Raw genomic sequence first — 24,881 nt, 5'->3', positions numbered from 1 at the left:
CGCGAAGGATTAGTTGGTGGTGGTGAGCGCTTGTTCGAACAGCGGCACGGAGCGCTGGGCGATCTCCACGGCCGCATCCACCGATGACTGACCATAGCTACCCTCAGGGGCAAGGAAGTTCATGGATCCGATGGTCTCTCCGTTGCTTACCACTGGAACGTTGACGATGGCACCGCAACCCAGCGACTCAATGGTTGCGGAGTCGAAGAAGAACGACCGGACTGCGTCCTTGTCCGCCCCAAGGAACGGCTGCTGGCCCTTAAGGACCTGCTCGAGCCACACCGGGTTGGTGTCCCCGTCCAGGGTCTTCCTTCCGCCGACGGGGTAGACCCCTGGGTGGCTCGTATAGACGCGCGCCATGCTGGTGCCTGCGTCGGCGACGACGGAAGCGGTGAACAGGATGACGCCGGGCCCTTCCTGCGCGGCGGCATAGACATCGTCAAAGTTGTCGAACTGGGAACTCATGGGAGTCCTTTCTGGTTTGGGCCGGGATTGGCGGAACTCGTCATACTGTGGATTGAACGGCGAAGTGCGCTGAGAATGAGATGGACGGACAAAAGCTTGGCTGGGATGTCGAGGGGGACGCCCAGCTCGCGGGCACGGTTGAGCCTGGTCTGCAGGGTGTTCCGGTGCAGGTCAAGGGAGCTTGCTGCGAGGCTGACGGAGCCGTGGTGGTCGAGGAAGGCCCCTGCAGCCGCAATGACGAGGTCCCTGTCCGGGCTGGCCATGAGCAGCGGCAGCGTCAGTTCGGCCACGAGCAGGACCGAGTCCTCATCGACGAAGGTCGCGGCCGCCGCGACGTCGAGATTGGCAAAGCCTGCCACCGTGCCGGGTCCGGTCGAGAGAGCGGATTCAGCGGCCAAACGGGATTCACGGACGATATTCGGCAGTGCCGCGGGTTCCTCGCGCCAGCGGGAGAGTCCCGCCCCCAGGCCCAGTTCCGCCAAAGACTTCCCGAGACGGACCCGGATCCGCGCTTCGAGCTGATCCGCCGCTTCTTGGTATCCGGCGGGAACCAGGGCGAGCCAACCACCGTGGACTTCGGCCAAGGGACTGCGGACTGTGACTTTCCGCCAAAGCAGCCGCAGCACCGCTGTAAGCTCCGGACGATGGGGTTCCAACGACGCCCTGCGGATCCATACGGCCACATATTGCTCCTCCCCACGCCAGCCCAGTTGGAAGAGCAAGTGCCGGTGACGTTCCACGAACGTGGTCCAGGAGGAATCGGGGTCGTGGTTTAAGCCGACCAGGGCCGCCGTGGGTACTGCACGCGCGGTGTCGAGGACATCTCCCAACAGCCACGCAGCGCTTACCGACGGCGTGGCCACCTCGAGGATCGACCGGACGAGCTGCAGGTTGTGGACTCCGGATCTTGGCACTCGCGCGGTGAGCCTGGACGGGATGGAGGTATTCGATCCGCGAACATCCGCGGTGATGATTTCGACTGCGTCCCTGGTGGGCGTTCCCGCGGACGCCAGGCTCACGGTGTCGTACTCCAGCAAGATTTCAATACCGTCCAGCTCCCTGGAGATGGTCTTCAGGACAGCTCCCAAGGTAGTGTCCTTCGCGACCGCTCGGGCAAACCGCGCCAGCTCAGCGTCCACCACAGACAGGGCAGCGCCGATTTCAGCGGCCAGTGCGAGGGCGATGCCCGACGTCTCGCCCTCGGCGGCCAGCAAGGTGATACCCAGCCGCTCGGCGAGGCCGATCACCGCGCTGGAGTAGGTACTTCCAGCGACGACGACGGCGCTGGCCTTCCGCTCCCAGGCGTGCCGCAGGGCTGCGGATACCAGCCAGCCGCCGGAGCCCATTTCCGCTGACAGGACGATGACGGTGTTGGGCCGCACCCGCTGGATGGCATCAAGCCGGGAGACAAGAACGACGCCTTCGATTGCCGCGCTGGACGGGGTGAGATACAGCGGGGTGGTGCCGCGGAGGGAGCCGTGCGCCAGGAGTCCGGCGACATCCAGATGGCTCTCGCTTTTCGATCTACGCATGTTGCCGCCTTGGGTGCTCGATCGGAATACCAAAGGCCTTTGGTTCAGCAAGATCAAGGCCAGCCTCCGAGTACCACTGCGCCGCAGCCCTGATCTTCAAGACGTCAATGACATCGCCCACCCGCACATCGTCGATGTTGACGACCGTGCCGTGCTCGGAGTTGAGCAGCGAGACGATGTCCGGGACGGCCGCAGCGATGGCGCCGTCGACGAGGACCAGCAGGATTTCATTCTGGATCTCCAAGCGGATGATCTGCCCGGATCGTTCGTCCAAGAGCGTAACGCTCGACGGCAGCGCCGGAAGGCCTAGATCCGAAGGGCGCGACAGGCCTTCGACGTGACTCACCCGGGCCCGGGCAATCCGGGTGGCCCCCAGAAATTCAGCGAGCTGCTGGAACTTGCGTTCGACCGAGGTTTCAGCGTCGAGAATCTCCCCGATTCGGATCATCCGACTGATGGAGCCGTGGACGCCGTGCTCGCGCATTTGGCCCGCTGAGCACGGATACATGGCTGTAGCGGCCCACCCACCCATCTCCGTGACGAGGGCCCGCACCAGGGTTTCGGCCCGCTGCGGGTTCTCAGCCTCCACCACAGCGCGTTCGCCGGTAACTCCCATGAGGGCGATCGGACTGATGCGGACGTGGCCGATGTTCAGCGTTGTTTGGCTGATCAAGGGAAAAACACGGCCCATGGGGTCGGAATCAATCACCGGCAGCGAGGACTGCAGCCCGACCATGAGGGGAACAATTCCGTTGATGTTGGCGGCGGCCAGCGAATAGATCGCCCGTACCTGTCGGCCGAGCGTGGCCTCGATGGCACGGATGCACCCGATGAACTCATCGCCTACCGGAGGCATATCCGCGATCAAGAGACCCTGAGTAACCATTCCGACCGCAACCACGAGGTCATCGGGGGCCAGCTCGTCAATCGGGATGAGTTCCAAGGCACGGTTTTCCATGGCCTTTTCGATCATCTCCGCGTAAACGTAGATGGCTGTCGGGTCGATGGTGCAGGCCAGGAAGTGGGCGCCGGTTCTCAGGTGCCGGACATCCTGCACCGTCAGCAGGGCGCTCATCGGGTGGCACCCTCTTCCGCCCCGAAAGGTGCCCGTCCTTGAATTTCGGCGGCATCTTCCATCGTGTCCCCGGAGACTTCACCAGCCGCTTGGACCCTGATCCGCACGATGCCGGGGTTGCCGTAGGGCATGGCGTACACGTTCGATTCAATGATCCGCGTGAGCCCCGGGCTCGCCCCCAACTGAACGGCTGCCGACTCGGCATCTTCTTCCGCGCGACGCTGCACCAACTGGAGGTCCGCCCGCCCGCTTACCGTCTCCAACCTGTCGATCCAGGCGGTCAGGGGCGCGACGGCGGACCCCACCTGCGCGGCGTCGTGCGCAGCTGCCAGCGTGGGAACGAGCCCGAACGGGAGCGGGGTGTCCTGCCCGCTTCGGAGGTCGGCGATCACCGAGGGGACCGCCGGGCGGACCGGATGATCGGCCGTGTACGGCTCGACGACGGCGGCGTTGCTGGCGAGGCTCGCCTCGTACCCTTGGCGGATGACGCTTCGCGTAGCAGGGAGGCCCCCGCGGATTTGGCCCACAGTGACCCCCGAGTCCGCGCAGATGACGACCTCCCCGTCCGGGGCGCCGGCCAAGGTAGCCGCGCCGAGGATCTGCATGGCGGGTTCGGGGCGCAACCCGTGAATCGGAATCACAGCCAGCCGCGCAAGCGGCGCACGGCCGCCGTCGTTCTTGGCGAACCACATCGTGGCGGAGGGAAAATGCCGCCGTCCCGACGCTTCCAGCATCGCGGCCAGGCCCTCCCCTGTTTCCATGAGGGCGCTATTCAGGATGGCTGTGTAGTCACGGTCGCGGAAGACGCTGGAATAGAAGTCACTGGAGATGCTGATGCGCATTTCGCTGTCACTGGACAAGATGGCATCGGCAATGCGCATTTCGTGATCCTTCGACGCCGTCGACCCCACGGAAGTGATTGCAATGTTCCTTACCTCTCGGGAGAGGATGTCCGGAAGTTCGGCCAGGAAAGCCTCCAACCCAAGCGGAGCGAGGGGGCGTCCCCTCAGGTCGTGGCCTCCGCCGACGTGGATGGTCCGGGCCACCACGGGTTCGACGAGTGCTGGCAGCCCAGTCACGTGGAACGCGTCCGCAGGCGGGCGGGGCGAGATCCGGATCGCGATGACCGAGGCTAGTTTCCGTGCTGCGAGGACGGGTCCGGCGTCGGCGGTAATGTCCGTGACTTTCGTAGCTTCCGCACCAAGGTCGTGACGAAGCTCTTCGAAGGTGGTGTCGACTGCCTCCGCAAGCGTGCTGCACCGCACCGCAGCCGCGGCGGCCACCACGCTGTGCCCGTCCAGCACCAAGGCCCTGCAGCTTGTTCCCTGCAACCGCAGCCCTATGCGCATTGTTCGGCCTCCTGTTCAGCCTGCGGCAGCTCCCTCAACAGGTCACGACCATGTTCCATGTATATAGCGTCCCCCCACGAGGGCCTATCCGGTGCGCTTGCGGAAGAACAATCCGTCCGCGGCGACTGCAAGCAGAATGAGGACGCCGGTGACAACCTGCTGGTAGGTGGTGTCCCAGTGGAGCAGGTTGAAGCCGTTGCCGATGACGGTCAGGATCATGACTCCGACGAAGGCCCGCCACATAGCGCCGTGTCCGCCGAGAATGCTGGTGCCTCCAATGACTACGGCGGCAATGGCCGTGAGTTCGATGCCGATGGCCATGGCTGGCTGGGCTGAGCCTGCGCGTGAAGCAAGAATCATGCCGGCCATCGCGGAGCACAGGCCGCTGATGGCAAAGACGGCGACGTGGATGGAACCTGTGCGGATACCGCTAAGGCGTGCCGCTTCCTTATTGCCTCCCACGGCGTAAATCCTGCGTCCAAACGTAGTGCGCCAGAGGACGATGCCTAGGACGATCGTCATGGCAACCATGAGCACAGAGCCGGCAGTGAGGCTGAAGAGGCTCGGCCAGGTCCACGTCTGGAAGGCGGCAAGTTGCTCGGGCAGCGGCGAGACGATGGCTCCGCCCGTGATCACGATGGCCAGGCCGCGATAGATGATGCTTACCGCCAGCGTGCCTATGAAGGAATTCACCTTCGTAGTGACAACGATCAGCCCGGTGACGGTTCCCAGTGCGGCTCCTACCAACAATGCGCCGACGAATCCCGCTATCACCCCGAAGTGCTGGGTAATCATCACTCCGGCGATGGCGGAGACCGCCAGGTTTGCGGTGGAGGAGAGATCGAAGACACCGCTGACGATACACAGTGTGGCGGCAGAGGCCAACAGTCCCACGATGGCGGCTTGGTCGAACAGGTTGATGAAGTTTCGGCCGGTCAGGAACGTTCCGGTATTGAGGGTCAGTAACAGCATGATGGCGATCAGTCCGAAGACGATCCCGAAATCCCTGACATTGAGCTTGAATTTCTTCTCGGCCGGCTCGGACCCGGCAACGGTAACTGTGGTCATTTGATTCACCTATTTCAGAAATGCGGAAGTCATGACTTCATCGCGGGAGGCGTTCCGGTCGAATTCAGCAACGATGCGGCCTTGCCTCATGACATGGATACGGTGGGACAGGCCGATGACTTCCTCGAGTTCGGAGCTGACGACGACGACAGCCGTGCCCTTTGCTGCGAGGTCGGCAATCATGCCGTGGATGCGCGCCTTGGCCGCGATGTCGACACCACGCGTGGGTTCGTCCACCAGCAGGACCGCCGGAGGATTGAGCAGCCACTTCGCGAAGAGCGCCTTCTGCTGGTTTCCGCCGGACAAATCGGCAATCAGCGAGCCGCGGCGGGCGCCGCGCAGGTCGACGGAATGGCTGATCTCCGATACGGCTGCCTTTTCCCGGGCTACCCTGACGAAACCGCTCAATGATCGGCCCGACAAGGTGGAAAGGGCGATGTTTTCGTCCACCGGCCGGGACATGACCAGGCCCTGTTCTTTCCGCGACTCGGGGACGAGGGCCATTCCGGCTTTGATGGCTTCCCGGATGGAGTTGCCCCGGAGGCGTCGGCCGTTGATCCGGACATGTCCACCAGTGATTCGATCAGCACCGAACATGGCGAGCAGTGTCTCGCTACGGCCACTGCCGACCAAGCCCGCGATGCCCAGGATTTCGCCTTGGCGGACCGTGAAGGAGACGTCTTGCACTTTTGCGCTGCTCAGTCCCGCCACCTGGACTACCGTTTTTGCTTCCGGAGGCACCGGCCGAACCTCCGGGATGAGGAAATCGACCTCCCTGCCGACCATCAAGCCGACGAGCGACTCCGGCGTGTGCCCCGAGGCGTCTTCAGTGGTGATGTGCTGTCCGTCACGGAGGACGGTCACGCGATCCACCAAACCCAGGACTTCCTCCAGATAGTGCGATACGAGGATGACGGTGGTGCCTGAACGCGCGAGGCTCCTGATCACCTCCAACAGCTTTGCTTTCTCGGCCTCGTTCAGGACCGCCGTCGGCTCGTCCATGCACAGCACCTTGGCGCCACGGGCGAGGGCTTTCAGGATTTCGACCTGCTGCTGCTGACCGATGGGGAGGTCCCCTGCCATCGCCCGGGGGTCAAGCTCAAAGCCGGTCTCGGCCAGGAGTCGCTCGAAGTGGTCGGCGTCCCGCCGCGAACGGAGCAGGCTTCCCGTGTTGGCCCATCGGCCCAGGAAGACGTTCTCCAGCACTGAAAGCCCAGGAATGAGTGCCAGCTCTTGGGATATGAGGGAAATTCCTTGTGCGATGGCGTCCCGGGGCTCGGTGATCTTCACCTCCCGGTCGTCAAGCTTGACGACGCCGGAATCCGCCGCGATGGCGCCGCCGAGGATCTTCAGCAGCGTGCTCTTGCCAGCGCCGTTTTCCCCCATGATGCCGTGGATTTCCCCCGGAGCCACCGACAACGTGATATCGCGCAGCACAGTGCTGGCACCGTACCGCTTTCCGATTCCGGAGACGGTGATTTCCGGAGCGGCACTCCGATTGACTCGCTCTGGTGAATCCAACTGTTGTATAGCCATTTTGACCTCGGGAGATGGAATGGACGTTTTGGCCGGTCCTGCCGGGACCGGGGCGGGGGCTCCTGTCCTGCCGGGACCTCAGCCCCGGCAGGACAGGAGCACGCGGGGGGGATAAGTCGGCTAGTCCGAGTACTTCGAGACGTAGTTCACGGCGTCGAGGGCTTCCTTCGTGCCCTTGGCCTTGTTGGGAGCCAAGCTCGACTCGTCCACTGCCGTTTCCACCTGCTGGCCCCGGGCCTTCGCAAGGCCGAGTTCCGTGGCCTTGGCGCCGTTCGCCACCACATCGCTGACGTAGATGGAGAACCATTTACCGGACCGGACAGCCTCTACATTCGAGGTGGATGCGCCGTTGCCGATGAACTTGATGTTGCTATTGCCGGCCGCGGCTGCCGCACCCGTGATTGCCTGGGATGCGCCGATGACGACATCGACGTCCGGGTTGGCCTGGGAAACGTTCTGGAACGCCTGCCGGCCGCTGTCCTGGGTGTATCCGCCTTCGACACTGGCCACCAGCTTGATCTTCGGATCAGTGGCCAGCTCAGCTTTCACTGCTTCGGTCCGGGCGTTATCCAGCGGCAGGGACTTGAATCCCTCGAGGTATGCCACCTTGCAGGTGTCTTTGGCGACTTTGGCGCAGGCATCCTTGCCCATCTGGCCGAGCATCTTGCCGTTGCTGATGGGAAGGTCGACGATGCTGATTGCGCCCGGAACCTGGGGCTGGATAGTGTCGAACTTCGGGCCGATAACGGAGAACTCGACCACAACAGTTATGCCGGCTTGGACGGCCTGCTGCAGTGGGGCGATGAGGGCCTGGTTGTCGTTCGCCTGGACGACCATCACCTCGAACTGTTTTGAGGTGACGGCGTCCTGGATCTGCTGGACCTGGGTCTGGGCGTTGAAGTTGGGATCTACGAACGTGGCGCTGGCGTTGTTGGCCTTGGCCGCCTGCTGTACGCCGAGGAAGGTACCCTGGGCGAAGCCGTTGGACTTGGCGAAGCCGAAGAATCCAACGTTGAGGGGTTTACCGGCGTCCGCCGTCGAAGCTGGTCCCGCGGCCGCTTGGGTGGGTGGGCTGCAGGCTGACGTCAGGAGGGCTAGCCCGATGAGCGCCGCGGCTGCGGCTGATTGCTTGATGTTTTTCATTGGGGTGTCTTTCTGTGGGGGGGCTTAGTATCCGTAGTGGCTCTTGGCGAAGTCCTCGGTGATGAACCCGTTGACGATGTCGTAGGTGATCTCATCCCGGGAGCGCTGGGAGACGTCCCCGAAGCCGCCGCCGCCACCGACGGCGAGCCGCACGATATCGCCGGCCTTGACCTTGCGGGCGTTCGCTTTCAGGGTGCGCACCTCATCGCTGCGGCCCGGGTTGAACACGACCTCGGGCCCTTGGGCGTCTGAGCCGCCGAAGAGTCCCCAAGCCGGGGTCTTGGACCTTTCGAACCAGAGCCCGACGACGCAGTCGGCCAGGAACTCGTATTCACGGATGACTCCGTTGCCGCCGCGCCACTGGCCCGGGCCGCCGGAATTGGGGCGGATGGAGTACTCGTTGATGCGGAACGGGTAGCGGGTCTCCATCATTTCGATGGGCAGGTCCTTGAGGGAGCCGTTGACGTTGTTGATCATGGCGGACTCTCCGTCGGTGCCTTGCCAGGCCCCCCAACCGCCCAGTGTGGCCTCCATGGTCACGAAGTTCCGGCCGAAGCGCGGATCGAAACCGGCTGCAGTGATGATCATCGAGTCGCCGTGGCTGGCGCTGGCAACCCGCTCGGGCATGGCTGGCGCCATGGCCTTGGAAACCAGGTCGATCAATAGTCCTAGGTGGGAGAAGTACCACTGGCACGGCGCCGGTGCCACCGCGCCAAGAACTGAACCTGAACGCACCTGGGTGGTCAACGGCCGGAAGGATCCGCCGTTCGAGTTGGAGTCCGGGCTGACAAGGAGTTTGTAGCCGACCCGCAGTGCGGAGACGGCCTGGGCGGCGCCACAGTTGACCGGCCCCATGGTCTGGTCAGCCGATCCGGTGACGTCGAAATCAACGGTATCGCCGGAGACGGTGATTTTTAGCTTGATCGGAATCGGGGTGTCCAGGTTGATGCCGTCGTTGTCCAGCACGCCTTCGGCTTCGTAGACGCCGTCGGGAATGTTGCGGACGGTCTCGCGCTCGATTTCCTCGGTCTGACGGAAGATCTCGTCCCGGGCAGCGTCCAGTTGGTCCATCCCGTAACGGCCCACGAGCTCCTTCATCCGGGTGGTACCCATCCGGAGGGCGGCGATCATCGCGTGCATGTCGCCGATGGTCTGGTAGGGGAAGCGGACGTTGGTCCGGATGAGGTCGACCACGGAGGTTTCGATGCCTGCCTCGATCAGTTTGACCGGGCCCATCCGGAAGCCCTCCTGGAAGATGTCCGTCGCGTCCATGGAACCGCCGACGTCCTTGGAGCCCATGTCCATCCAGTGCGCACGGGTGGCCGCGAAGCCGACCACCGCGCCGTCGTCGAAGATAGGGGCAAAAATGGTGACGTCGTTCAGGTGGGTTCCGCCGAGATAGGAATCGTTGAGGATCCAGACATCCCCTTCCTTCCAGACGTCGCGGCCGTACAGTTCTTCCACCGCGATGGAACAGGTTTCCAGGTTGCCCAAGAAAAGTGGCAGCCCAGCGGACTGTCCGAGCACGCGGTGCTCGGTGTCCAGGAGCGCCACGACGCAGTCCCCTCCTTCGTAAAGGATGGGTGAGTAGGCGGAGCGGATGAGGGTGGCGTTCATGTCGTCCGCGGCGCTGGTGAGCGCGTTGCGGATGATCTCCACGGTGACTGGATCCAGGGTCTTGACTGCAGTGATTGTCATTGGTGGTACCTCAGTTTCCTTCGACGTCTTGAGTGCGGATGACCAGGGAGCCGAATTCGTCGACGATGACGTCGAAGCCGGGGGGCACCACGGTTGTGGCGGTCTGCTCCACGATGATGGCGGGGCCTTCGAAGGCATGGCCGGCGGCCAAGTCGTCACGGCGGACTACGGTGGTCTCGTGTTCGACGTGTTCAAATACCACCGGACGGATTTCATGCTTGAACTCGGCGCTTTGTGCGGTGGCGAAACGTGGCGCATCAAGTCGGCCCAGGTCACCGACGGCCTGTGTCCGTAGCGCCACGATTTCGATGGGCGCCCCGGGGTTTGAATGCCCATAGCGCTCGTGGTACATCGCTGAGAAGCGCGCGGCCAACGCGGCAACGAAGCCGGTGGATTCCGGTTCGTCAGCTGAGGCGAGCGGAACATTCAGGGAGAATTCCTGCGATTGGTAGCGGACATCCACTGATGCATTGGTGAGGCGGCTGTCTTCCGGCACCCCCTCGGAGGCCAGGGAGCCCAGGCCGTCAAACTCCATCGAGCGCAGCACACCGGCCATGTGGGCCACGTCGATATCCTCGTCGAGGTAGAAATACGGCTCCGAGAAGTCCTTGCGGATGTTGGTCTGCAGCATGCCCCAGGCCGAGAACGCTCCGGGGAACCGGGGGACGACTGTTTCCGGGATGCCCAGTTCCTTGGCGAGGAAGACTGCGTGCATGGGTCCAGCGCCTCCGAATGCCACGAGCGCGAAGTCCCGGGGTTCGATCCCGCGGGAGATCGTGATGGTCCGGATCGCCTGGGCCATCTGGGAGTTGGCGACGTCGCAGATCCCCTCGGCCATGGCTATGGGGTCCAGGCCGAGCCGGTCGCCAACCGTTTTCAGGGCGGCGATCGCCGCTTCTCGGTCCAGGGAGACCTGTCCGCCTGCGAACCAGTCCGGGTCCACTCGCCCCAGCACCAGGTTGGCGTCGGTGACGGTAGGTTCCGTGCCTCCACGTCCGTAGCAGGCAGGCCCGGGCGTAGCTCCCGCGGAACGCGGCCCAACCCGGAGGCCGCCGGCTTCGAGCCAGGCGACTGAGCCACCGCCAGCGCCCACGGTGTGGATGTTGACCACGCTCATGAGCATCGGAAGGCCTTCAAGATGTGCCTCCGTGGAGACGTCGGGCTTGCCGTCGACTACCAAGGAGACATCGAAGGACGTTCCGCCCATGTCGACGCCGATCAGGTTGCGGTTGCCCGAAACGCCGGCCAGTTCGACGTCGCCCATGGCGCCCCCGACCGGGCCCGAGAGCAGCGTCTGGAGCGGACGCTTCCGTGCGGACTCAGCGGTAAGCACCCCACCGGAAGACTGCATGATGTGCAGCGGAGCTTCCACACCGCGGTCTGCGAGCTTCTCTTCGAGGTCCAGGAGGTAGTTGCGGACCACTGGTCCGGTATAGGCCTCGACGACGGCGGATGAAGTGCGCTCGTATTCGCGCCATTCCTTCGCGGCCTCGTGGGAAAGCGAAACGGTGAAATCTTCGCCTAGTTCTTCGAGCAGGATTTCCCGTGCCCGAAGCTCGTGAGCGGGGTTCTTGTAGCTGAACAGGAATGCGACGGCGACTGCGCCATAACCTTCGGCAACTGCCCGACGGCCTGCCTGTCGGACAGCAACTTCGTCCAAAGGCCTGATCTCGAGGCCCTGCCCATCAAGGCGTCCCCCAACACCGATGACATCCTTGCGCTCGAGCAGCGGGGAAGGCTTGCGGTACTGGGCGTTGTAGAGCTCAAGGCGTGGGCCGCGGGCAATGTGATAAGTGTCTTCGACACCGGCGGTGGCCAGCAGCAGCACCGGGACGCCGCGGCGCTCAAGGAAGGCATTCAATCCCTGGGTTGTGCCGTGGACCAGGAACTCGATGTCGGACAGGTCGTCGACAATGGACTCGAGGCCGGCGATGACGCCCGCGCTCAGATTCCCCGGCGTAGTGGATGATTTGGTGGCCGCGTAGGTTCCGGCGTGCTGGTCGTAAGCGACAATGTCGGTAAACGTTCCACCGATGTCCATAGACACCCTGTAGTTCGGCATGTATGTCTCCTCATGGTTCTGAATGGGAACTCAATGTGTGAGACATCACGCTACGGACCCGGCTTTTCCAGACGTGGGCAAACTGCAAGATGCTGCATGCACTCCGAGGGCGAACTGCCTAACGAGCATCGAACTCTGACTATCGCCCCAGTTCAGAGCCACAATTCTGAGATGTACTCCGACCCTAAGAGAAAACACCCTGAATCTCTTGACGTGATCGAGAGCGCAATGTGGCATGGCTCCGCTGGCAGTCCCTCCCGGGCGTAGACTCTGTTCCGCCGGCGCCCGGACGCCGACCATTTGAAAAGGAGACCGACATGGCGGGCAACTTCATCGCGAGTTCAACCATCACGATCCATGCGAGCGCGGATCGGGTGTGGTCAGTGCTCACCGACCCCCAGGCCATCAAGGAGTTCATGTTCGGAACCGAAGTTGTCACCGACTGGACGGTCGGCGGACCCATCGTCTGGCGCGGTGCCTGGAAGGGCAAGGAGTACGAAGACAAGGGCATCATCCTGGAATTCGAGCCCGGAAAGCGCCTGGTAAACACGCATTTCAGTCCGCTGTCCGGACAAGACGACGCCCCGGAGAACTACCACACCCTGACGTGGACACTCGAGCCTGCAGGCGGGATGACCAAGCTGACCTTGGCCCAGGACAACAACGCCAGTCCGGATGAAGCCGCGCATTCGAAGGGCATGTGGGACAGCCTCGTGGAGAGTGTCAAAAACATCGCGGAGCGCAGCTAGCAGAGTCGCTTAAGGCTCGAAATGCACGACTGGCGCTTCGTTTGTCAAGGACCGGAGAAGGGATTCCGCAACGTCCCTCAGTTTCTGGTTCCTGCCGTTTGAGGCCTTGCTCAGAATCCTGAAAGCCTCTTCCTGGCTGCACCTGTTCTGGCCCATGATGACGCCAGTTGCCAGATCGATGGCGGTCCGGGAACGCATCGCCTGCTCGAGGTCCTCTGCGCGTTGTTGCCTGGCACCGATCCGGACAGCCAGCCTCAAAGCCTTTTCTGCCTGGCTTGCGAACTGCTCGCAGCTGCGTACGGAGGCCTCGTCGAAGGCATCGCGCTGCGGCGCGAAAAGGTTGATAGCCGCCGTCGCGCCTTCTTCCAGGCCCAAGGGGACGCAAAGCACGGCCAAGTGCCCGCGTTCCGCGATGGTGGTGCAGTAATCAGGCCATTGCGAGTCCCCGGACGTATCTGAAATGAGTACAGTTTTCCCCGTTCTCATCGCTTCCAAGCAAGGTCCGTCTCCGTATGCTTGCTGCACTTCGTCAACGAGGCGGGCTTCGCGGCTGCTTCCAGCCACCGTCATCGATCGGCGGCGCCTGCTCAACGTAATGCCACACAGGACGTCTTGACCGCGCGCAGCGGACACCGACGACGCCGTGAACACCGCAAGGTCTTCGAGGAAGCCGCTAACGTCTTCGCTGTCGATGACCAGATCCTGGAGACGGCCCGCGACCGACGCGTTCAGGCCCATTTCGTCCATGGCTCAGTCTACGAGTAGCAGGGCGGCAATGGAGGAAAAAGGCCTGCCAAAACAAGGTCCGAAACTTGGACAAATGCCCGGCCGGTCTTGCGCACCGTGGACGCGCAGTGCACAATTCTTCTACAGTCCGTGCAGAACTCCGGACAAAGGCCGAGGTCTTCGGCCTGTTTTCGCTCAAGCAGCCGGGCGCCATGTCACTCAACGTGAAGGTGCTGCCCGATGAGCAAATTCCTGTTACCGGCGCGGAGCTAGTCGATGTCGACCCTCTCCGAATCCGCCGTCCCTCATGAACCACGCCAGCCCAGGGCTGGCCGCCTTTGGTGTGCCGTTTGTGGAACAGACAAGCACCTGGACATCGAATCCATCCAGGCCCAGGCTCCAAGGTCTTCCCAACAGCTTGCCGTGTTTTACACGTGCACTTCGTGCGGGTTTTCCTATAGCCACCCGGCCACTGTCCAGCAGGCGGGGGCCATCCTGAATCGTCGGGGGATTCAGGATGGCCTCCTGGAGTTCGGGAGCCACTATTTCCACTGCAGTGAACCCCTCCGTGAAGTGAAAACCGCACTGCGAAGCTTCAGGGCACCGCAGACGGGCAGGCCCCCATCACGCAGTTCTCCCCCGGAAGCCCATCTCCGCACCAAGATCTTGAGATGCAGTTGCGGGTTCGAGCTGGAAATACCTGCTTAGCCAACGACTTGCAGCATTATCCGAAGGAAGCCCCATGAAGCTCGAAAGTACACAGCAGCGACGACCCGAAGACTCCCGGCAAGAGTCGGATGAGCTGGACCAAAAGAGGAACAAGCACCGGCAAGAAACGGACTCCTCTCCCCGGCCCCGCTTGCCTGACCCTCCGGACCCGGACAACCTCCCCATCGACTACCCCGGCCTACGGGAGATCGAGTGGCCGTAGGACACCTTCCGGTCCGGCGCTAGAGCAGCCAGCCCCTTACTTGACCAACCCATCCGGGCTAGCCAGCACTGCGTCGGACCGGTTATGTCCTTCGGGCGCATTCAGAACCCATCCCAGCCACCACTCAACAAACCCAAACCAAACCCAATATCTTTGTTTATGTTGTTTTCTGTTGACAGACCAACATGAACAAAGATAGAGTCAAGCAATTCCACATCATGTGATCACAGTCACTGGTGTACCTAGAGCTTGTACGCAATGGAGGGTATGTGTTTGCCGAGGAGCGCCAACAGCTGATCTCCGAGCTCGTCGCCGAGCGTGGACGGGTCAGCGTCACGGACCTTGCGGATCGATTCAGCATCACCACGGAGACTGTCCGCCGCGACCTCGCTGCCCTCGAATCCGCCGGAAATCTTCGCCGTGTCCACGGCGGGGCAGTCCCATCGGACCGCCTCAGCACCCGTGAGGAAAGTGTGGTTGAGCGGGCCATCCAGCGCCAGCCGGAAAAGCTCCGCATCGCCGAGGCCGCCCTTGCCCTCATCCCCGAGAACGCGGCCGGAAGCATCCTGATCGACGCCGGCTCCACCACCGAGGCCCTCGCCCGCTTGCTGGACCAGCGCACCGCGCAGCGCACGGCGTCCTCCAACGGGAACGCCCCGCGAGAAGAACTGGTGGTTATCACCCACGCCATCCCCATTGCCGGACGCCTTTCCGGCAACCCCCACATCGGCCTCCAGATCCTGGGCGGCCGCGTGCGCGGCCTCACCCAGGCCGCCGTCGGGCAGTCCACGGTCGAGGCCGCTTCCCGGCTCCGCCCGGACATCGCCTTCGTCGGCGCCAACGGTATCCACGCCACGTTCGGGCTCAGCACCCCTGACCCCGAAGAAGCCGCCGTCAAGGCCGCCTTCGTCACGTCCGCACGGCGCGTCGTCGTCCTCGCGGATTCCTCCAAGCTGGACGCGGAAACCCTCGTCCAGTTCGCCGCCCTTAAAGATGTGGACACCGTGATTACTGACCACGAACCCTCTGAAGAGCTCTCCGCCGCTTTGGCCGAGGCCGGCGTCGACGTGGTGATCGCATGATCGTCACCCTGACCGCCAACCCGAGCCTGGACCGCACCGTGGAGCTCCCGGCCCCCTTGGCCCGCGGCGAGGTGCAACGCGCCGTCGCCGTCCACCAGCACTCCGGTGGCAAGGGCGTCAATGTCTCCCGGGCGCTGGTCGCCTCGGGCCTGGACACCGTTGCGGTCCTGCCGGGCGGGGAGTCCGATCCCGTCCTTGCTGGACTGCTCGACGACGGTGTCCCCTATGCGGCGCTTCCCATCAGTGCGCCGCTACGCAGCAACGTGACGCTCACCGAACCGGACGGCGTCACGACCAAGATCAACGAACCCGGCCCGGAGTTGAGCCCGGACGAGCAGGAAGCCCTGATCGGGCTGCTGCTGGACCGCTCCCGTGGCGCCAGCTGGGTGGTACTCGCCGGATCGCTCCCACCAGGAGTTCCGGCGGATTTCTACGCCACAGTCGCCCGCCGGATCCGTTCTACGCACGACGGCGACGCCCCGCTTATCGCAATCGATTCCTCCGGCGCCCCTCTGGTGGCCGCCATCAGCGGCGATTCACTCGGCAACGTCGGCGGCAAGCCCGATCTCCTGAAGCCCAACGCGGAAGAACTGGCCGAACTGGCCGCCGCAGCGGGCCTCACAGACGTCCACACGGCTGACGAACTGGAAGCGGACCCGGGCCTTGCCGCCAGGGCTGCCGCCGCCGTCGTCGGCAGCGGTGTGGGTGCAGTACTGGCAACACTCGGTTCCAAGGGCGCCGTCCTGGTAACCGCCGACGGCGCGTGGTTCGCCACGCATCCGCCGATCCAAGCCGTCAGCACAGTTGGTGCCGGCGATTCATCCCTTGCTGGCTATCTGCTGGCCGCCACCAACGGCGGAACCTCGCAGGACTGCCTCCGTCAGGCTGTGGCACATGGTGCCGCCGCTGCTTCCCTGCCGGGCTCCACTGTCCCGGCGGTCCACCAAACAACTCCCGACGCCGTTACCATCACGGCCCTTCAGAAGGACTAACAGTGACCCAGCTCATCACCCCCCAACTGGTCTCCCTTGACCAGAACCTCGGCGATTCCCCCGCCGATGTCATCCGCTTCCTGGCAGGCAAAGTTGCCGCGGCCGGGCGCGCCTCCGAGGTTGAAGGGCTCTTCGCGGACGCCTTCGCCCGCGAGCAGAAGACTGCCACAGGCGTACCCGGCGGCATCGCCATCCCGCACTGCCGCTCCGTTGCGGTTACCGAGCCCGCCCTGGCAATGGCCCGCCTCTCGAACAAGGTGGACTTCGGCGCCAAGGACGGCCCTGCGGACATCATCTTCTTCATCGCCGCCCCGGAAGGAGCAGACCAGGAGCACCTGAAACTGCTCTCCAAGCTGGCCCGCTCCCTCATCAAGAAGGACTTCACGGCGGCCCTGCGTGCGGCTTCCACCGAGCAGGACATCGTCGATCTGGTTGACGGCGCACTCGCCGACAAGCCCGCCGCGCATGCGGCAGGGGCGGCAACACCCGCCGCCGAGGCCGCCCCGGCTTCGGCAAGTACCGCGTCTGCCATGGCCCCGAAGCGCATCGTCGCCGTCACGGCCTGCCCCACCGGCATCGCCCACACCTACATGGCAGCCGATTCCCTCGTGGCCGCTGCCAAGGAAATGGGTGTCGACCTTCAGGTTGAAACCCAGGGTTCGGGCGGATTCACCGCGTTGGACCCGGCTGTCATTGCCGCTGCTGACGCCGTGATCTTCGCAGTAGACGTCGATGTCCGCGGCAAGGAGCGCTTCGCCGGCAAGCCGGTCATCAATGCGCCCGTAAAGCGCGGCATTGACGAGCCGGCCAAGATGGTTCAGGAAGCCATCACCGCCGCGGCCGACCCCCACGCCCACCGCGTTCCGCATTTCGGTGCCGAAGAAAACGCCGAACATGCATCAGAGGCTGCCAGCGAGCACCTCGGCACCAAGGTCAAGAAGGTCCTCCTGACCGGTGTCAGCTACATGATCCCGTTCGTCGCCGGTGGCGGCCTGCTCATTGCCTTGGGCTTCCTGTTGGGCAGCTACGAAATCGCCGGAGTTGCGGACAAGATCCTTGCTGCGAACACCCTCGTCAACCTGCCCACCGATTACCCGGTCCATGCATGGGGTCCGTTCGGCGCCTACCTCGGAGCTGTGCTGTTCAAGATCGGCGCGTTGTCCCTCGGCTTCCTCGTCCCTGCCCTGGCTGGCTACATCGCGTACGGCATCGCGGACCGGCCTGGTATCGCCCCGGGCTTCGTCTCCGGTGCGGTCGCCGGCTACATGGGCGCCGGCTTCCTCGGTGGCCTGGTAGGTGGCCTGCTGGCTGGCCTGACGGCACACTGGATCGGCACGTTCTCCGTTCCACGTTGGTTGCGCGGCCTCATGCCCGTGGTCATCATCCCGCTTGTCGCCTCGATCGTCGCTTCGGGCGCCATGTTCCTCTTCCTCGGCGGCCCGATCGCGGCCATCTCCAAGGGCCTCAGCACCTGGCTTTCCGGGATGACCGGTACTTCGGCGATCGTTCTCGGCATCATCCTTGGCCTCATGATGTGCTTCGACCTGGGTGGTCCGGTCAACAAGGTTGCCTACTCCTTCGCCGTAGCCGGCCTCGGCGCCGGCAGCCTCGCCAACCCGGCCCCGCTCCAGATCATGGCCGCTGTTATGGCAGCCGGCATGGTTCCGCCGCTCGCCATGGCATTGGCCACCACCCTGAACAAGAAGGGATTCAGCCTTGCTGAGCGCGAGAACGGCAAGGCCGCCTGGCTGCTGGGTGCTTCGTTCATCTCCGAAGGCGCCATCCCGTTCGCAGCTGCCGACCCGCTCCGCGTGATCCCCGCAAGCATGGTGGGCGGCGCCGTAACCGGTGCGCTGAGCATGGCCTTCGGCGTCACCTCCCAGGCACCCCACGGTGGCATCTTCGTCTTCTTTGCTATCGGCAACGTGTTCATGTTCATCGCATCGATCGCAGTCGGCGTGGTCGTCACCGCGCTGGTCCTGCTCGCACTCAAGCGCTGGGCAGTCCGGAAGCCCGTTGAGGCAGAGCCGGTTCCGGCCGTCGTCGCAGCCTGACCCCACCGTCAGCAAGCAAGTAGAGGACTAATCCATGCAGACCTTTTCAGGTGTAGGCGTTGCCCCCGGGCGTGTTCTGGGGCCGGTGCGGCAGATGCCGAAGCCGGTTCAGGAGCCGCACGAGAACGTCAATATTCCTGCGGACGTTACCGTCGAATCGCAGGGCCAGCGCATCAAGGATGCCGCCAAGGCCGTGCAGGCGGAACTCCGTGCCCGAGCCGCGACGGCGTCCGGCGAAGGCAAAGAGGTCCTGGAAGCAACTGCCCTGATGGCCGCCGATCCCATGCTGGTGAAATCGGCCATCAGGCTCCTCTCCCCCGAGGCGCCGGGCGGCGCACGTACCGCCGAACGGGCCGTCTGGGAGGCAGCTGCCACGGTTGCGGACTCGTTGAAGGCCCTCGGCGGCTACATGGCAGAGCGCGTGGCCGACGTCTTGGACGTCCGCGCCCGCATCGTCTCTGAACTGCGCGGACTGCCCGCGCCGGGGATCCCGGCGTCGGATGTTCCGTTCATCCTGGCCGCCGAGGACCTCGCCCCGGCAGACACCGCCACCCTGGACCCCACCAAGGTGATCGCGCTGATCACCTCAAGCGGCGGCCCGCAGTCCCACACCGCCATCCTGGCCCACGCCCTCGGGCTTCCCGCGATCGTCGCCGCCCCGGGGGTGGACGAGATCGGGGACGGCACCGAGGTCTACCTCGACGGTGCCGCCGGCACCATCACAGTTGACCCCGGCGAAGACCTCCGCCTCGCGGCCAAGGCGTGGGCCAACCAGGCGTCTACGATTGCCGCCTTCAGCGGGAACAACGTCATGGCCGACGGGTTCCGGGTTCCGCTGCTCGCCAACGTCGGTACGGGCGCCGACGCAGTCAAGGCCGCCGACGCCGGCGCCGAGGGCGTCGGTCTGTTGCGCACCGAATTCTGTTTCCTGGATCGCGACGACGAACCCACCGTCGAGGAGCAGATCACCGCCTACGGCGCCGTCTTCGCCGCGTTCCCGGGCAAGAAGGTAGTGGTCCGAACCCTCGACGCCGGCGCGGACAAACCCCTGCCGTTCCTCACCAACGCGGACGAACCCAACCCCGCGCTGGGCGTCCGCGGGTACCGCACCGACCTCACCTCGCCCGGCGTCCTCGAACGCCAGCTGACGGCGATCGCCGCGGCAGAGGCCAACAACCAGGCGGAAGTGTGGGTCATGGCCCCCATGATCTCCACGGCCGAGGAAGCCGCGCATTTCGCAGCCCTCTGCTCCGCCGCCGGATTGAAGACCCCAGGCGTCATGGTTGAAGTCCCGTCGGCGGCCTTGACCGCCGCCTCCTTACTGCGCGAAGTCAGCTTCGCGTCGCTCGGCACCAACGACCTCACTCAGTACGCGATGGCCGCGGACCGCCAACTCGGCCCGCTCGCCACGCTCAATGACCCCTGGCAGCCCGCCGTGCTGCAGCTCGTCAAGTTGACCGCCGACGGCGCTGCCGCCGCCAGCGAGGGCGGCACCGGCCGGCCCGTGGGAGTGTGCGGCGAGGCAGCCGCGGACCCCGCCCTCGCCGTCGTACTCGTTGGACTGGGCGTCGCGACGCTCTCCATGAGTGCACGCGCCCTGGCTGCCGTTTCCGCTGTCCTGGCAACCGTCACCGTGGCGCAGGCCCAAAAACTCGCGACGACTGCGCTGGCCGCCCCGAGTGCATCCGCCGCGCGCCAAGTTGTTCGCGCCCAGCTGCCTATCCTGGACGAGCTGGGTCTCTAGACTTTCCCCAAGCCCACAATCGAAGGAGCAACAATGTCCGAACGTACCGCCACCATCGCCAGCCGCGTCGGCCTGCACGCACGCCCGGCAGCCATCTTCGCCGAAGCCGCCGGCGAGCTGGACATCGAGGTCACGATCGCCCGCGAAGGCGAGCCCGCCGACGATGCCATGGACGCCGCCAGCATCCTCTCCCTCATGAGCCTCGGAGCTTCATTCGGCGACGTCGTCGTGCTGCGGGCAGAGGGTGCCGGGGCCGACGAAGCCCTGGACCGTCTCGTGAAGATCCTCGAAACGGACCACGACGCCGAGTAACCCCACTGAGCATGCTCTCCCTTGGCACTCAGGGATGGACATATTCCTAATATGTCCATCCCTCGCAGCCAACGGGGAGCATGCTCATTGTCTATTCAGGGCAGATTATTCAGGTAGGCCGCAATTTCCGACTCGGTGGCCTTGAGCTGTTCGAGGTCCCCGGCCAGGAAACCCTCGACGACGCGCGGATCGACGTAGGCCGCCCTCGCCACCGTGGGCGTGTTGCCGAGAAGTTCGGCGGTTTGCTTGATCGCCTCGAGGACCCGCTGGCGGGGCGGCACTTTCGATCTGCCTGCGAGCGCCATGCCGGCTGACGCGGTCCCTTTCCACGTGCGGAAGTCCTTGGCCGTATAGTCGCCGCCGGTGAGGTGGCGAAGGTACTCGTTGACCATCGAGGCATTCAGGGAGACCGGTCCCTCACCCTCATCGAAGACCAGCAGGGACTCCTTGCCGGGCCTGCTTGCCAAGGGTCCGAGGAATCGGGCCAGCACAGGGTCCTCGATGCTGGAATCCCAGGTTTGACCGCTTTTCCCTGGGAAATGCAGGGCAACCGTGTCCCCCGTGACATTCACGTGCCTGCACCTCAGCGTGGTCAGCCCGTACGACCCGTTGCTGCGCGTGTAACCATCGGATCCGATGCGCAAGGCACCGAGATCCATGAGCCGAACGGCCGCGGCCAAGGTTTTGCTCTTCTCCGACGCTGACTCCCGCAGATGCCGGGAGACCAGTCGGCGCGCCTGCGGCAGGAGGGCCCCGAGCCGCGCGGCCCGGGCGAACTTTTCAGCATCCTGGCGAGCCCGCCAGTCCGGGTGGTAGATGTATTGGCTCCGGCCGGCGTCGTCCACCCCCATTGCCTGGATGTGCCCGTTCTCGAACGGACATATCCAGACATCGGACCACGCAGGAGGAATCGCCAGCGCGTCAAGGCGCTTGCGATCCCCACCCGCGATAAGCGATCCGTCCGGATGGTAGTAGCTGAATCCGCGGCCGGACCTTCGCCGGGAAATGCCCGGAGTGCCGGGTTTGCTGCGACGGAGTCGTGGCATGCCCTGGCGCCGCTTGCCTGGCTTCCCGGGTTCCTAGGCTTCCTGTGGGTCCGCCACTGAGGCACTGGCTGACATGATCTCGGCACTGATCATCCAGGCGAGCTGCTCCAAACGGGCAATGAACGCGTGGAGGAGGTCCGCCGTCGTGGGGTCTTCTTCGTCTACTTCGTCGTGGACATCACGCATGGTCTGGACGGTGCGCTCCAGGCGGTCGGTGATCAGCTTCACGGCGTCCTTGGTTTTGGTCAATCCCGCGGGGAATTGCTCCAGCCTGGTTGAGGCAGCGATGGTGCTGCTCCTGCCATCGGGAAGAGCATGGAGCGCCCGCATCCTTTCGGCGGTTTCGTCGGCGAACTCCCGGGCCGCCGCGACCAGTTCGTCAAGTTGCAGATGCAGGTCCCGGAAATTGGCCCCAACAATGTTCCAATGGGCCTGTTTTCCTTGGAGCTGGAGTTCAATCAGATCCGTCAAAACCAGCTGGAGATTATCTGCCAGAGTTTGCGATGCCTTCACGTTTTCTCCTCCTAGACGACCATCCGATGCGTGCGCTGGAACCCGGCGCACGACCTTGCGTTTAGCCTACGACTAAACCCAGAAATCTTTATAAGTGTACTTAGTACTTGATTTGATAAGGGTACTTAGTAGTACCATGGAGGAAGTCGATGCCGGTCCCTCCGGATGAAAACCCCGAAAATCGGGGCGGCATCCGCTATAGCAAGACCTTGCACGGGGCCTGGGGGCCTGGCGGGGAACCACGGTTCGCAAGCGAACCGATAACCGAATACATCGCAAGGGGCCCGCGCGCTTGCCGGCGGTCCCGCTGAACTAAGGAATGTGTCATCGTGAACACTCTTCTGATCATTGCAGGCGTTGTGGCAATCGTTCTTCTGCTCGTCGGCGGATTCTCGCAGGCCGTGAGCTGGCTCCTCTGGGTCGGCGTTGTCCTCCTGATCGTCGCGGCCATCGGCTGGCTCCTTAGCTTCATGTCCGGCCGCCGGTCACACGGCGTTTGACCGACAACAGCAGTTAGGGCGACCCGGCCCCTTTCCGGCCAGGCCCCGCGTGCTTGGCGGAATGAAGTAATCCATTACCAGCAAAGGAGTACGTCCATGGGTGCAGATGACAAGATCCAGAACGCCGGAGAAAAGCTTGCAGGCAAATCCAAGGAAGCAGCTGGGAAGCTGACGGGCAACGAGAAGCTCGAAGCCGAAGGCAAGATGGATCAGAGCAAGAGCGACCTGAAGTCGGCCGGCGAAAAGGTCAAGGACGCTTTCAAGAAGGACTAAATCCGCTCGAAGTGCGGCTTCCGCCTCGTGCGGGAGCCGCACTTCCCGCTTCAAGGAGTTAAGTCGATGCCGACTATCTCTGACCCGATCGTTCCCAACGGCGCACCTCACCCCAGAGCGGAACGAATCTGGTGCGGCAAGTGCCACACTGCCGAGCACGTCATCCTGGATTCCATCGAGCCACTCAAACCACCGACGGCAGAGCTCGTGGATGTCGCTTACACCTGCGTGGAATGCGACATGTTCTACGCCCATGCTGCGACGTTCCAGGATGTCGCAGCCATCCTGAACCAACGAGGCACGGTATCGGGCATGCTTCAATTCGGCGGCGAGTACATCCACTGCGGCGAACCGATGAAGATTTCGGGAACCGGATTCCACAGCGTATACGCGCCGATATCCACTGAGGACCCCGCTGTGGACCTTCTCGACGTGTACCTGGCGACAAAGGTGCTCCAATGCCGCTGCGGTTTCCGGATGGAGCTTCCGTCTTAGCCAGAATCTTGACCGCAGGAGGAACAGATGCCAGAGAAGAAGAATCCCAGCCTCAAGGATCCGAAACTCTACGAAGCTCTCCGGGAGGATGGCGCCTCGAAGGAAAAGGCCGCCAGAATCTCGAATGCCGCGGCCAAGGAAGGCCGCAAGGAAATCGGCCATCGTGGTGGCATCTCGGGTGACTATGAGGACTGGACCGTGCCCCAATTGAAGTCCCGGGCCAAGGAACTGGGGCTCACAGGGTACTCAGCTAAGAAGAAATCCGAGCTGATCTCGGCGTTGCGAAACCACTAGGCCCTCCAAGGGACATGTCCGTTGCTCGCGGGGAAGAACTGCGGAAATCCCCAAGGGACATGCTCTCCGCCCGAGCCCAGGAGTGGACATATTCGTGCTATGTCCACTCCTCGCACCATACAAGGGACATGTCCGTTGCTCCCGGCGAACAACTGCGGAGGTCCCCAAGGGACATGCTCTCCGCTCGAGCCCAGGAGTGGACATATTCGTGCTATGTCCACTCCTCGCACCATACAAGGGACATGTGCCTCGCTCCCGGGCGGGCCAAGAGGGACATGTCCAGTTTTCGCGAGGCGCAGAGGTTTTCGCGGAGCGCACGACGGCGGCGCGTCAGGCTTTCTTGACCCTCGCCCTGGGCTTGCTGGCAGCTTTGGCCGTGGCGCCGTCGTCGGACTCTTCGGCGGACGAAGCAGCGGACGACCCGCCGGCCTCTTTGCCGCGTTTCTTCTCCAAACTCCGCTTGAGCGCTTCCATGAGGTCGATGACCTCGCCGCCTTCACCTTCGCTGGCTGCTGCACCGAACGTCTCTTCGGTGTCGATGGAGTCTCCCTTTTCGAGCTTGGCGGCGATGAGCTGACGCAATTGAACTTGGTAGTTGTCGGTGTATTGCTCGGGCTCGAAGTCGCGCGCCATGGAGTCCACCAGAGCCGAGGACATCTCGAGCTCCTTGTCCGAGATCTTGACGTCTGTTTCCAGCGAGGGGAAGTTGGCTTCGCGGACCTCGTCGTCCCAGAGCAGGGATTGCAGCATCAGCACGTCGCCACGTACCCGCAGCGCACCGAGCCTGGTCTTCTGCCGGAGGGCATATTGCACAATGGCCACGCGCTCGGTGTCCTGCAGCGTGCGCAAAAGCAGCATGTAGGCCTTGGGCGACTTGGAATCCGGCTCGAGGTAGTACGGCCGCTCGTACATGATGGGGTCCAACTGCTCGGCCGGAACGAACTCCACCACCTCGATCTCGCGGCTGTTCTCCGCGGGAAGCGACTTCAAGTCGGCTGCGGAGAGCACCACGGTGCGGCCTTCCTCTTCGTAGGCCTTGTCGATATCCTCGTAATCCACAACAGAGGCGCAGATTTCGCACTTCCGCTGGTAACGGATGCGGCCTCCGTCCTTGTTGTGGACCTGGTGGAGACTGACATCGTGGTCCTCGGTGGCGCTGTAGAGCTTGACGGGTACGTTGACCAGCCCGAACGCGATAGAACCCTTCCATATGGCCCTCATGCACTAAGTGAACATCACAAC

General features: G+C 63.7%; 24 protein-coding genes. 11 read left to right on the top strand and 13 right to left on the bottom strand.

The window, feature by feature from the left end; translation table 11 throughout:
* Positions 1 to 9: 9 nt before the first annotated feature.
* The 9 genes from LFT47_RS01215 to LFT47_RS01175 all read right to left on the bottom strand — a co-directional run bounded on the left by LFT47_RS01215 (position 10) and on the right by LFT47_RS01175 (position 11,928).
* The gene (locus tag LFT47_RS01215; protein ID WP_236814333.1) at positions 10 to 465 is read right to left on the bottom strand and encodes a GAF domain-containing protein; all 456 of its coding nucleotides are present in this window, start codon (positions 463 to 465) and stop codon (positions 10 to 12) included.
* Positions 462 to 1,997 (bottom strand): helix-turn-helix domain-containing protein, encoded by a 1,536-nt coding sequence (locus LFT47_RS01210; protein WP_236814331.1) that lies wholly within the window; start codon positions 1,995 to 1,997, stop codon positions 462 to 464. The genes LFT47_RS01215 and LFT47_RS01210 overlap by 4 nt, the downstream gene beginning before the upstream one ends.
* Positions 1,990 to 3,072 (bottom strand): DUF917 domain-containing protein, encoded by a 1,083-nt coding sequence (locus tag LFT47_RS01205; RefSeq protein WP_236814330.1) that lies wholly within the window; start codon positions 3,070 to 3,072, stop codon positions 1,990 to 1,992. The genes LFT47_RS01210 and LFT47_RS01205 overlap by 8 nt, the downstream gene beginning before the upstream one ends.
* Positions 3,069 to 4,421, bottom strand: a complete 1,353-nt coding sequence (locus LFT47_RS01200) for a hydantoinase/oxoprolinase N-terminal domain-containing protein (RefSeq protein ID WP_236814327.1) — start codon at positions 4,419 to 4,421, stop codon at positions 3,069 to 3,071. The genes LFT47_RS01205 and LFT47_RS01200 overlap by 4 nt, the downstream gene beginning before the upstream one ends.
* Before the next feature lie 84 nt (positions 4,422 to 4,505).
* The gene (locus LFT47_RS01195) at positions 4,506 to 5,489 is read right to left on the bottom strand and encodes an ABC transporter permease (RefSeq protein WP_236814326.1); all 984 of its coding nucleotides are present in this window, start codon (positions 5,487 to 5,489) and stop codon (positions 4,506 to 4,508) included.
* Positions 5,490 to 5,498: 9 nt separating this feature from the next.
* Positions 5,499 to 7,025, bottom strand: a complete 1,527-nt coding sequence (locus LFT47_RS01190) for a sugar ABC transporter ATP-binding protein (RefSeq protein WP_236814324.1) — start codon at positions 7,023 to 7,025, stop codon at positions 5,499 to 5,501.
* Positions 7,026 to 7,145: 120 nt separating this feature from the next.
* On the bottom strand, positions 7,146 to 8,168 hold the full coding sequence (locus tag LFT47_RS01185) for a sugar ABC transporter substrate-binding protein (protein ID WP_236814322.1): 1,023 nt from the start codon (positions 8,166 to 8,168) through the stop codon (positions 7,146 to 7,148).
* 24 nt (positions 8,169 to 8,192) lie between these two features.
* A complete protein-coding gene (locus LFT47_RS01180) occupies positions 8,193 to 9,866 on the bottom strand; it encodes a hydantoinase B/oxoprolinase family protein (RefSeq protein WP_236814320.1) in 1,674 nt (557 codons plus the stop codon).
* 10 nt (positions 9,867 to 9,876) lie between these two features.
* On the bottom strand, positions 9,877 to 11,928 hold the full coding sequence (locus LFT47_RS01175; protein ID WP_236814318.1) for a hydantoinase/oxoprolinase family protein: 2,052 nt from the start codon (positions 11,926 to 11,928) through the stop codon (positions 9,877 to 9,879).
* A gap of 317 nt (positions 11,929 to 12,245) precedes the next feature.
* Here LFT47_RS01175 and LFT47_RS01170 point away from each other — a divergent pair, with 317 nt between their 5' ends.
* A complete protein-coding gene (locus LFT47_RS01170; RefSeq protein ID WP_236814316.1) occupies positions 12,246 to 12,677 on the top strand; it encodes an SRPBCC domain-containing protein in 432 nt (143 codons plus the stop codon).
* A 9-nt stretch (positions 12,678 to 12,686) separates the two neighbouring features.
* Here the strand turns inward: LFT47_RS01170 and LFT47_RS01165 are convergent, their stop codons facing one another.
* Complete coding sequence (locus tag LFT47_RS01165) at positions 12,687 to 13,424, bottom strand: GAF and ANTAR domain-containing protein (RefSeq protein ID WP_236814314.1); 738 nt, start codon at positions 13,422 to 13,424, stop codon at positions 12,687 to 12,689.
* A gap of 721 nt (positions 13,425 to 14,145) precedes the next feature.
* On the opposite strand from LFT47_RS01165, the gene LFT47_RS01160 reads away from it, so the two are divergent.
* The 6 genes from LFT47_RS01160 to LFT47_RS01135 all read left to right on the top strand — a co-directional run bounded on the left by LFT47_RS01160 (position 14,146) and on the right by LFT47_RS01135 (position 20,518).
* Positions 14,146 to 14,334 (top strand): hypothetical protein, encoded by a 189-nt coding sequence (locus LFT47_RS01160; protein ID WP_236814312.1) that lies wholly within the window; start codon positions 14,146 to 14,148, stop codon positions 14,332 to 14,334.
* Between the two features lie 269 nt (positions 14,335 to 14,603).
* Positions 14,604 to 15,416, top strand: a complete 813-nt coding sequence (locus LFT47_RS01155) for a DeoR/GlpR family DNA-binding transcription regulator (protein WP_236814310.1) — start codon at positions 14,604 to 14,606, stop codon at positions 15,414 to 15,416.
* Positions 15,413 to 16,408, top strand: a complete 996-nt coding sequence (locus tag LFT47_RS01150) for a 1-phosphofructokinase family hexose kinase (RefSeq protein WP_236814308.1) — start codon at positions 15,413 to 15,415, stop codon at positions 16,406 to 16,408. The genes LFT47_RS01155 and LFT47_RS01150 overlap by 4 nt, the downstream gene beginning before the upstream one ends.
* Before the next feature lie 2 nt (positions 16,409 to 16,410).
* A complete protein-coding gene (locus tag LFT47_RS01145; RefSeq protein ID WP_236814306.1) occupies positions 16,411 to 18,462 on the top strand; it encodes a PTS fructose transporter subunit IIABC in 2,052 nt (683 codons plus the stop codon).
* A 34-nt stretch (positions 18,463 to 18,496) separates the two neighbouring features.
* Positions 18,497 to 20,206, top strand: a complete 1,710-nt coding sequence (gene ptsP, locus LFT47_RS01140) for a phosphoenolpyruvate--protein phosphotransferase (protein ID WP_236814304.1) — start codon at positions 18,497 to 18,499, stop codon at positions 20,204 to 20,206.
* A 33-nt stretch (positions 20,207 to 20,239) separates the two neighbouring features.
* Positions 20,240 to 20,518 carry an HPr family phosphocarrier protein gene (locus LFT47_RS01135; RefSeq protein WP_059388405.1) on the top strand — a complete coding sequence of 93 codons (279 nt, stop codon included), beginning with the start codon at positions 20,240 to 20,242 and terminating at the stop codon, positions 20,516 to 20,518.
* Between the two features lie 95 nt (positions 20,519 to 20,613).
* Here the strand turns inward: LFT47_RS01135 and LFT47_RS01130 are convergent, their stop codons facing one another.
* Both LFT47_RS01130 and LFT47_RS01125 read right to left on the bottom strand, forming a co-directional pair.
* On the bottom strand, positions 20,614 to 21,564 hold the full coding sequence (locus LFT47_RS01130) for a DNA topoisomerase IB (protein ID WP_236814302.1): 951 nt from the start codon (positions 21,562 to 21,564) through the stop codon (positions 20,614 to 20,616).
* 33 nt (positions 21,565 to 21,597) lie between these two features.
* Entirely contained in the window at positions 21,598 to 22,077 is a 480-nt protein-coding gene (locus LFT47_RS01125; protein ID WP_236814300.1) for a Dps family protein, read from the bottom strand.
* Positions 22,078 to 22,406: 329 nt separating this feature from the next.
* Between LFT47_RS01125 and LFT47_RS01120 the strand changes: the two genes are divergently transcribed.
* The 4 genes from LFT47_RS01120 to LFT47_RS01105 all read left to right on the top strand — a co-directional run bounded on the left by LFT47_RS01120 (position 22,407) and on the right by LFT47_RS01105 (position 23,639).
* Complete coding sequence (locus LFT47_RS01120) at positions 22,407 to 22,577, top strand: DUF2207 domain-containing protein (protein WP_139359614.1); 171 nt, start codon at positions 22,407 to 22,409, stop codon at positions 22,575 to 22,577.
* A gap of 96 nt (positions 22,578 to 22,673) precedes the next feature.
* Positions 22,674 to 22,850: a CsbD family protein gene (locus LFT47_RS01115; protein ID WP_234754057.1), complete on the top strand. Its 177-nt coding sequence runs from the start codon at positions 22,674 to 22,676 to the stop codon at positions 22,848 to 22,850.
* A 66-nt stretch (positions 22,851 to 22,916) separates the two neighbouring features.
* Positions 22,917 to 23,345, top strand: coding sequence for a hypothetical protein (locus LFT47_RS01110; RefSeq protein WP_236814298.1), 429 nt, complete (start codon positions 22,917 to 22,919; stop codon positions 23,343 to 23,345).
* A gap of 27 nt (positions 23,346 to 23,372) precedes the next feature.
* On the top strand, positions 23,373 to 23,639 hold the full coding sequence (locus LFT47_RS01105) for a DUF7218 family protein (RefSeq protein WP_236814296.1): 267 nt from the start codon (positions 23,373 to 23,375) through the stop codon (positions 23,637 to 23,639).
* Positions 23,640 to 23,969: 330 nt separating this feature from the next.
* Here the strand turns inward: LFT47_RS01105 and ku are convergent, their stop codons facing one another.
* A complete protein-coding gene (gene ku / locus LFT47_RS01100) occupies positions 23,970 to 24,860 on the bottom strand; it encodes a non-homologous end joining protein Ku (protein ID WP_236814294.1) in 891 nt (296 codons plus the stop codon).
* Positions 24,861 to 24,881 lie beyond the last annotated feature (21 nt).

The sequence above is a fragment of the Arthrobacter sp. FW306-2-2C-D06B genome (assembly GCF_021789175.1).
Lineage (GTDB): Bacteria > Actinomycetota > Actinomycetes > Actinomycetales > Micrococcaceae > Arthrobacter.
Note: the sequence above shows the minus strand (reverse complement) of the source record. Positions and strands in the feature narration are given on the sequence as shown.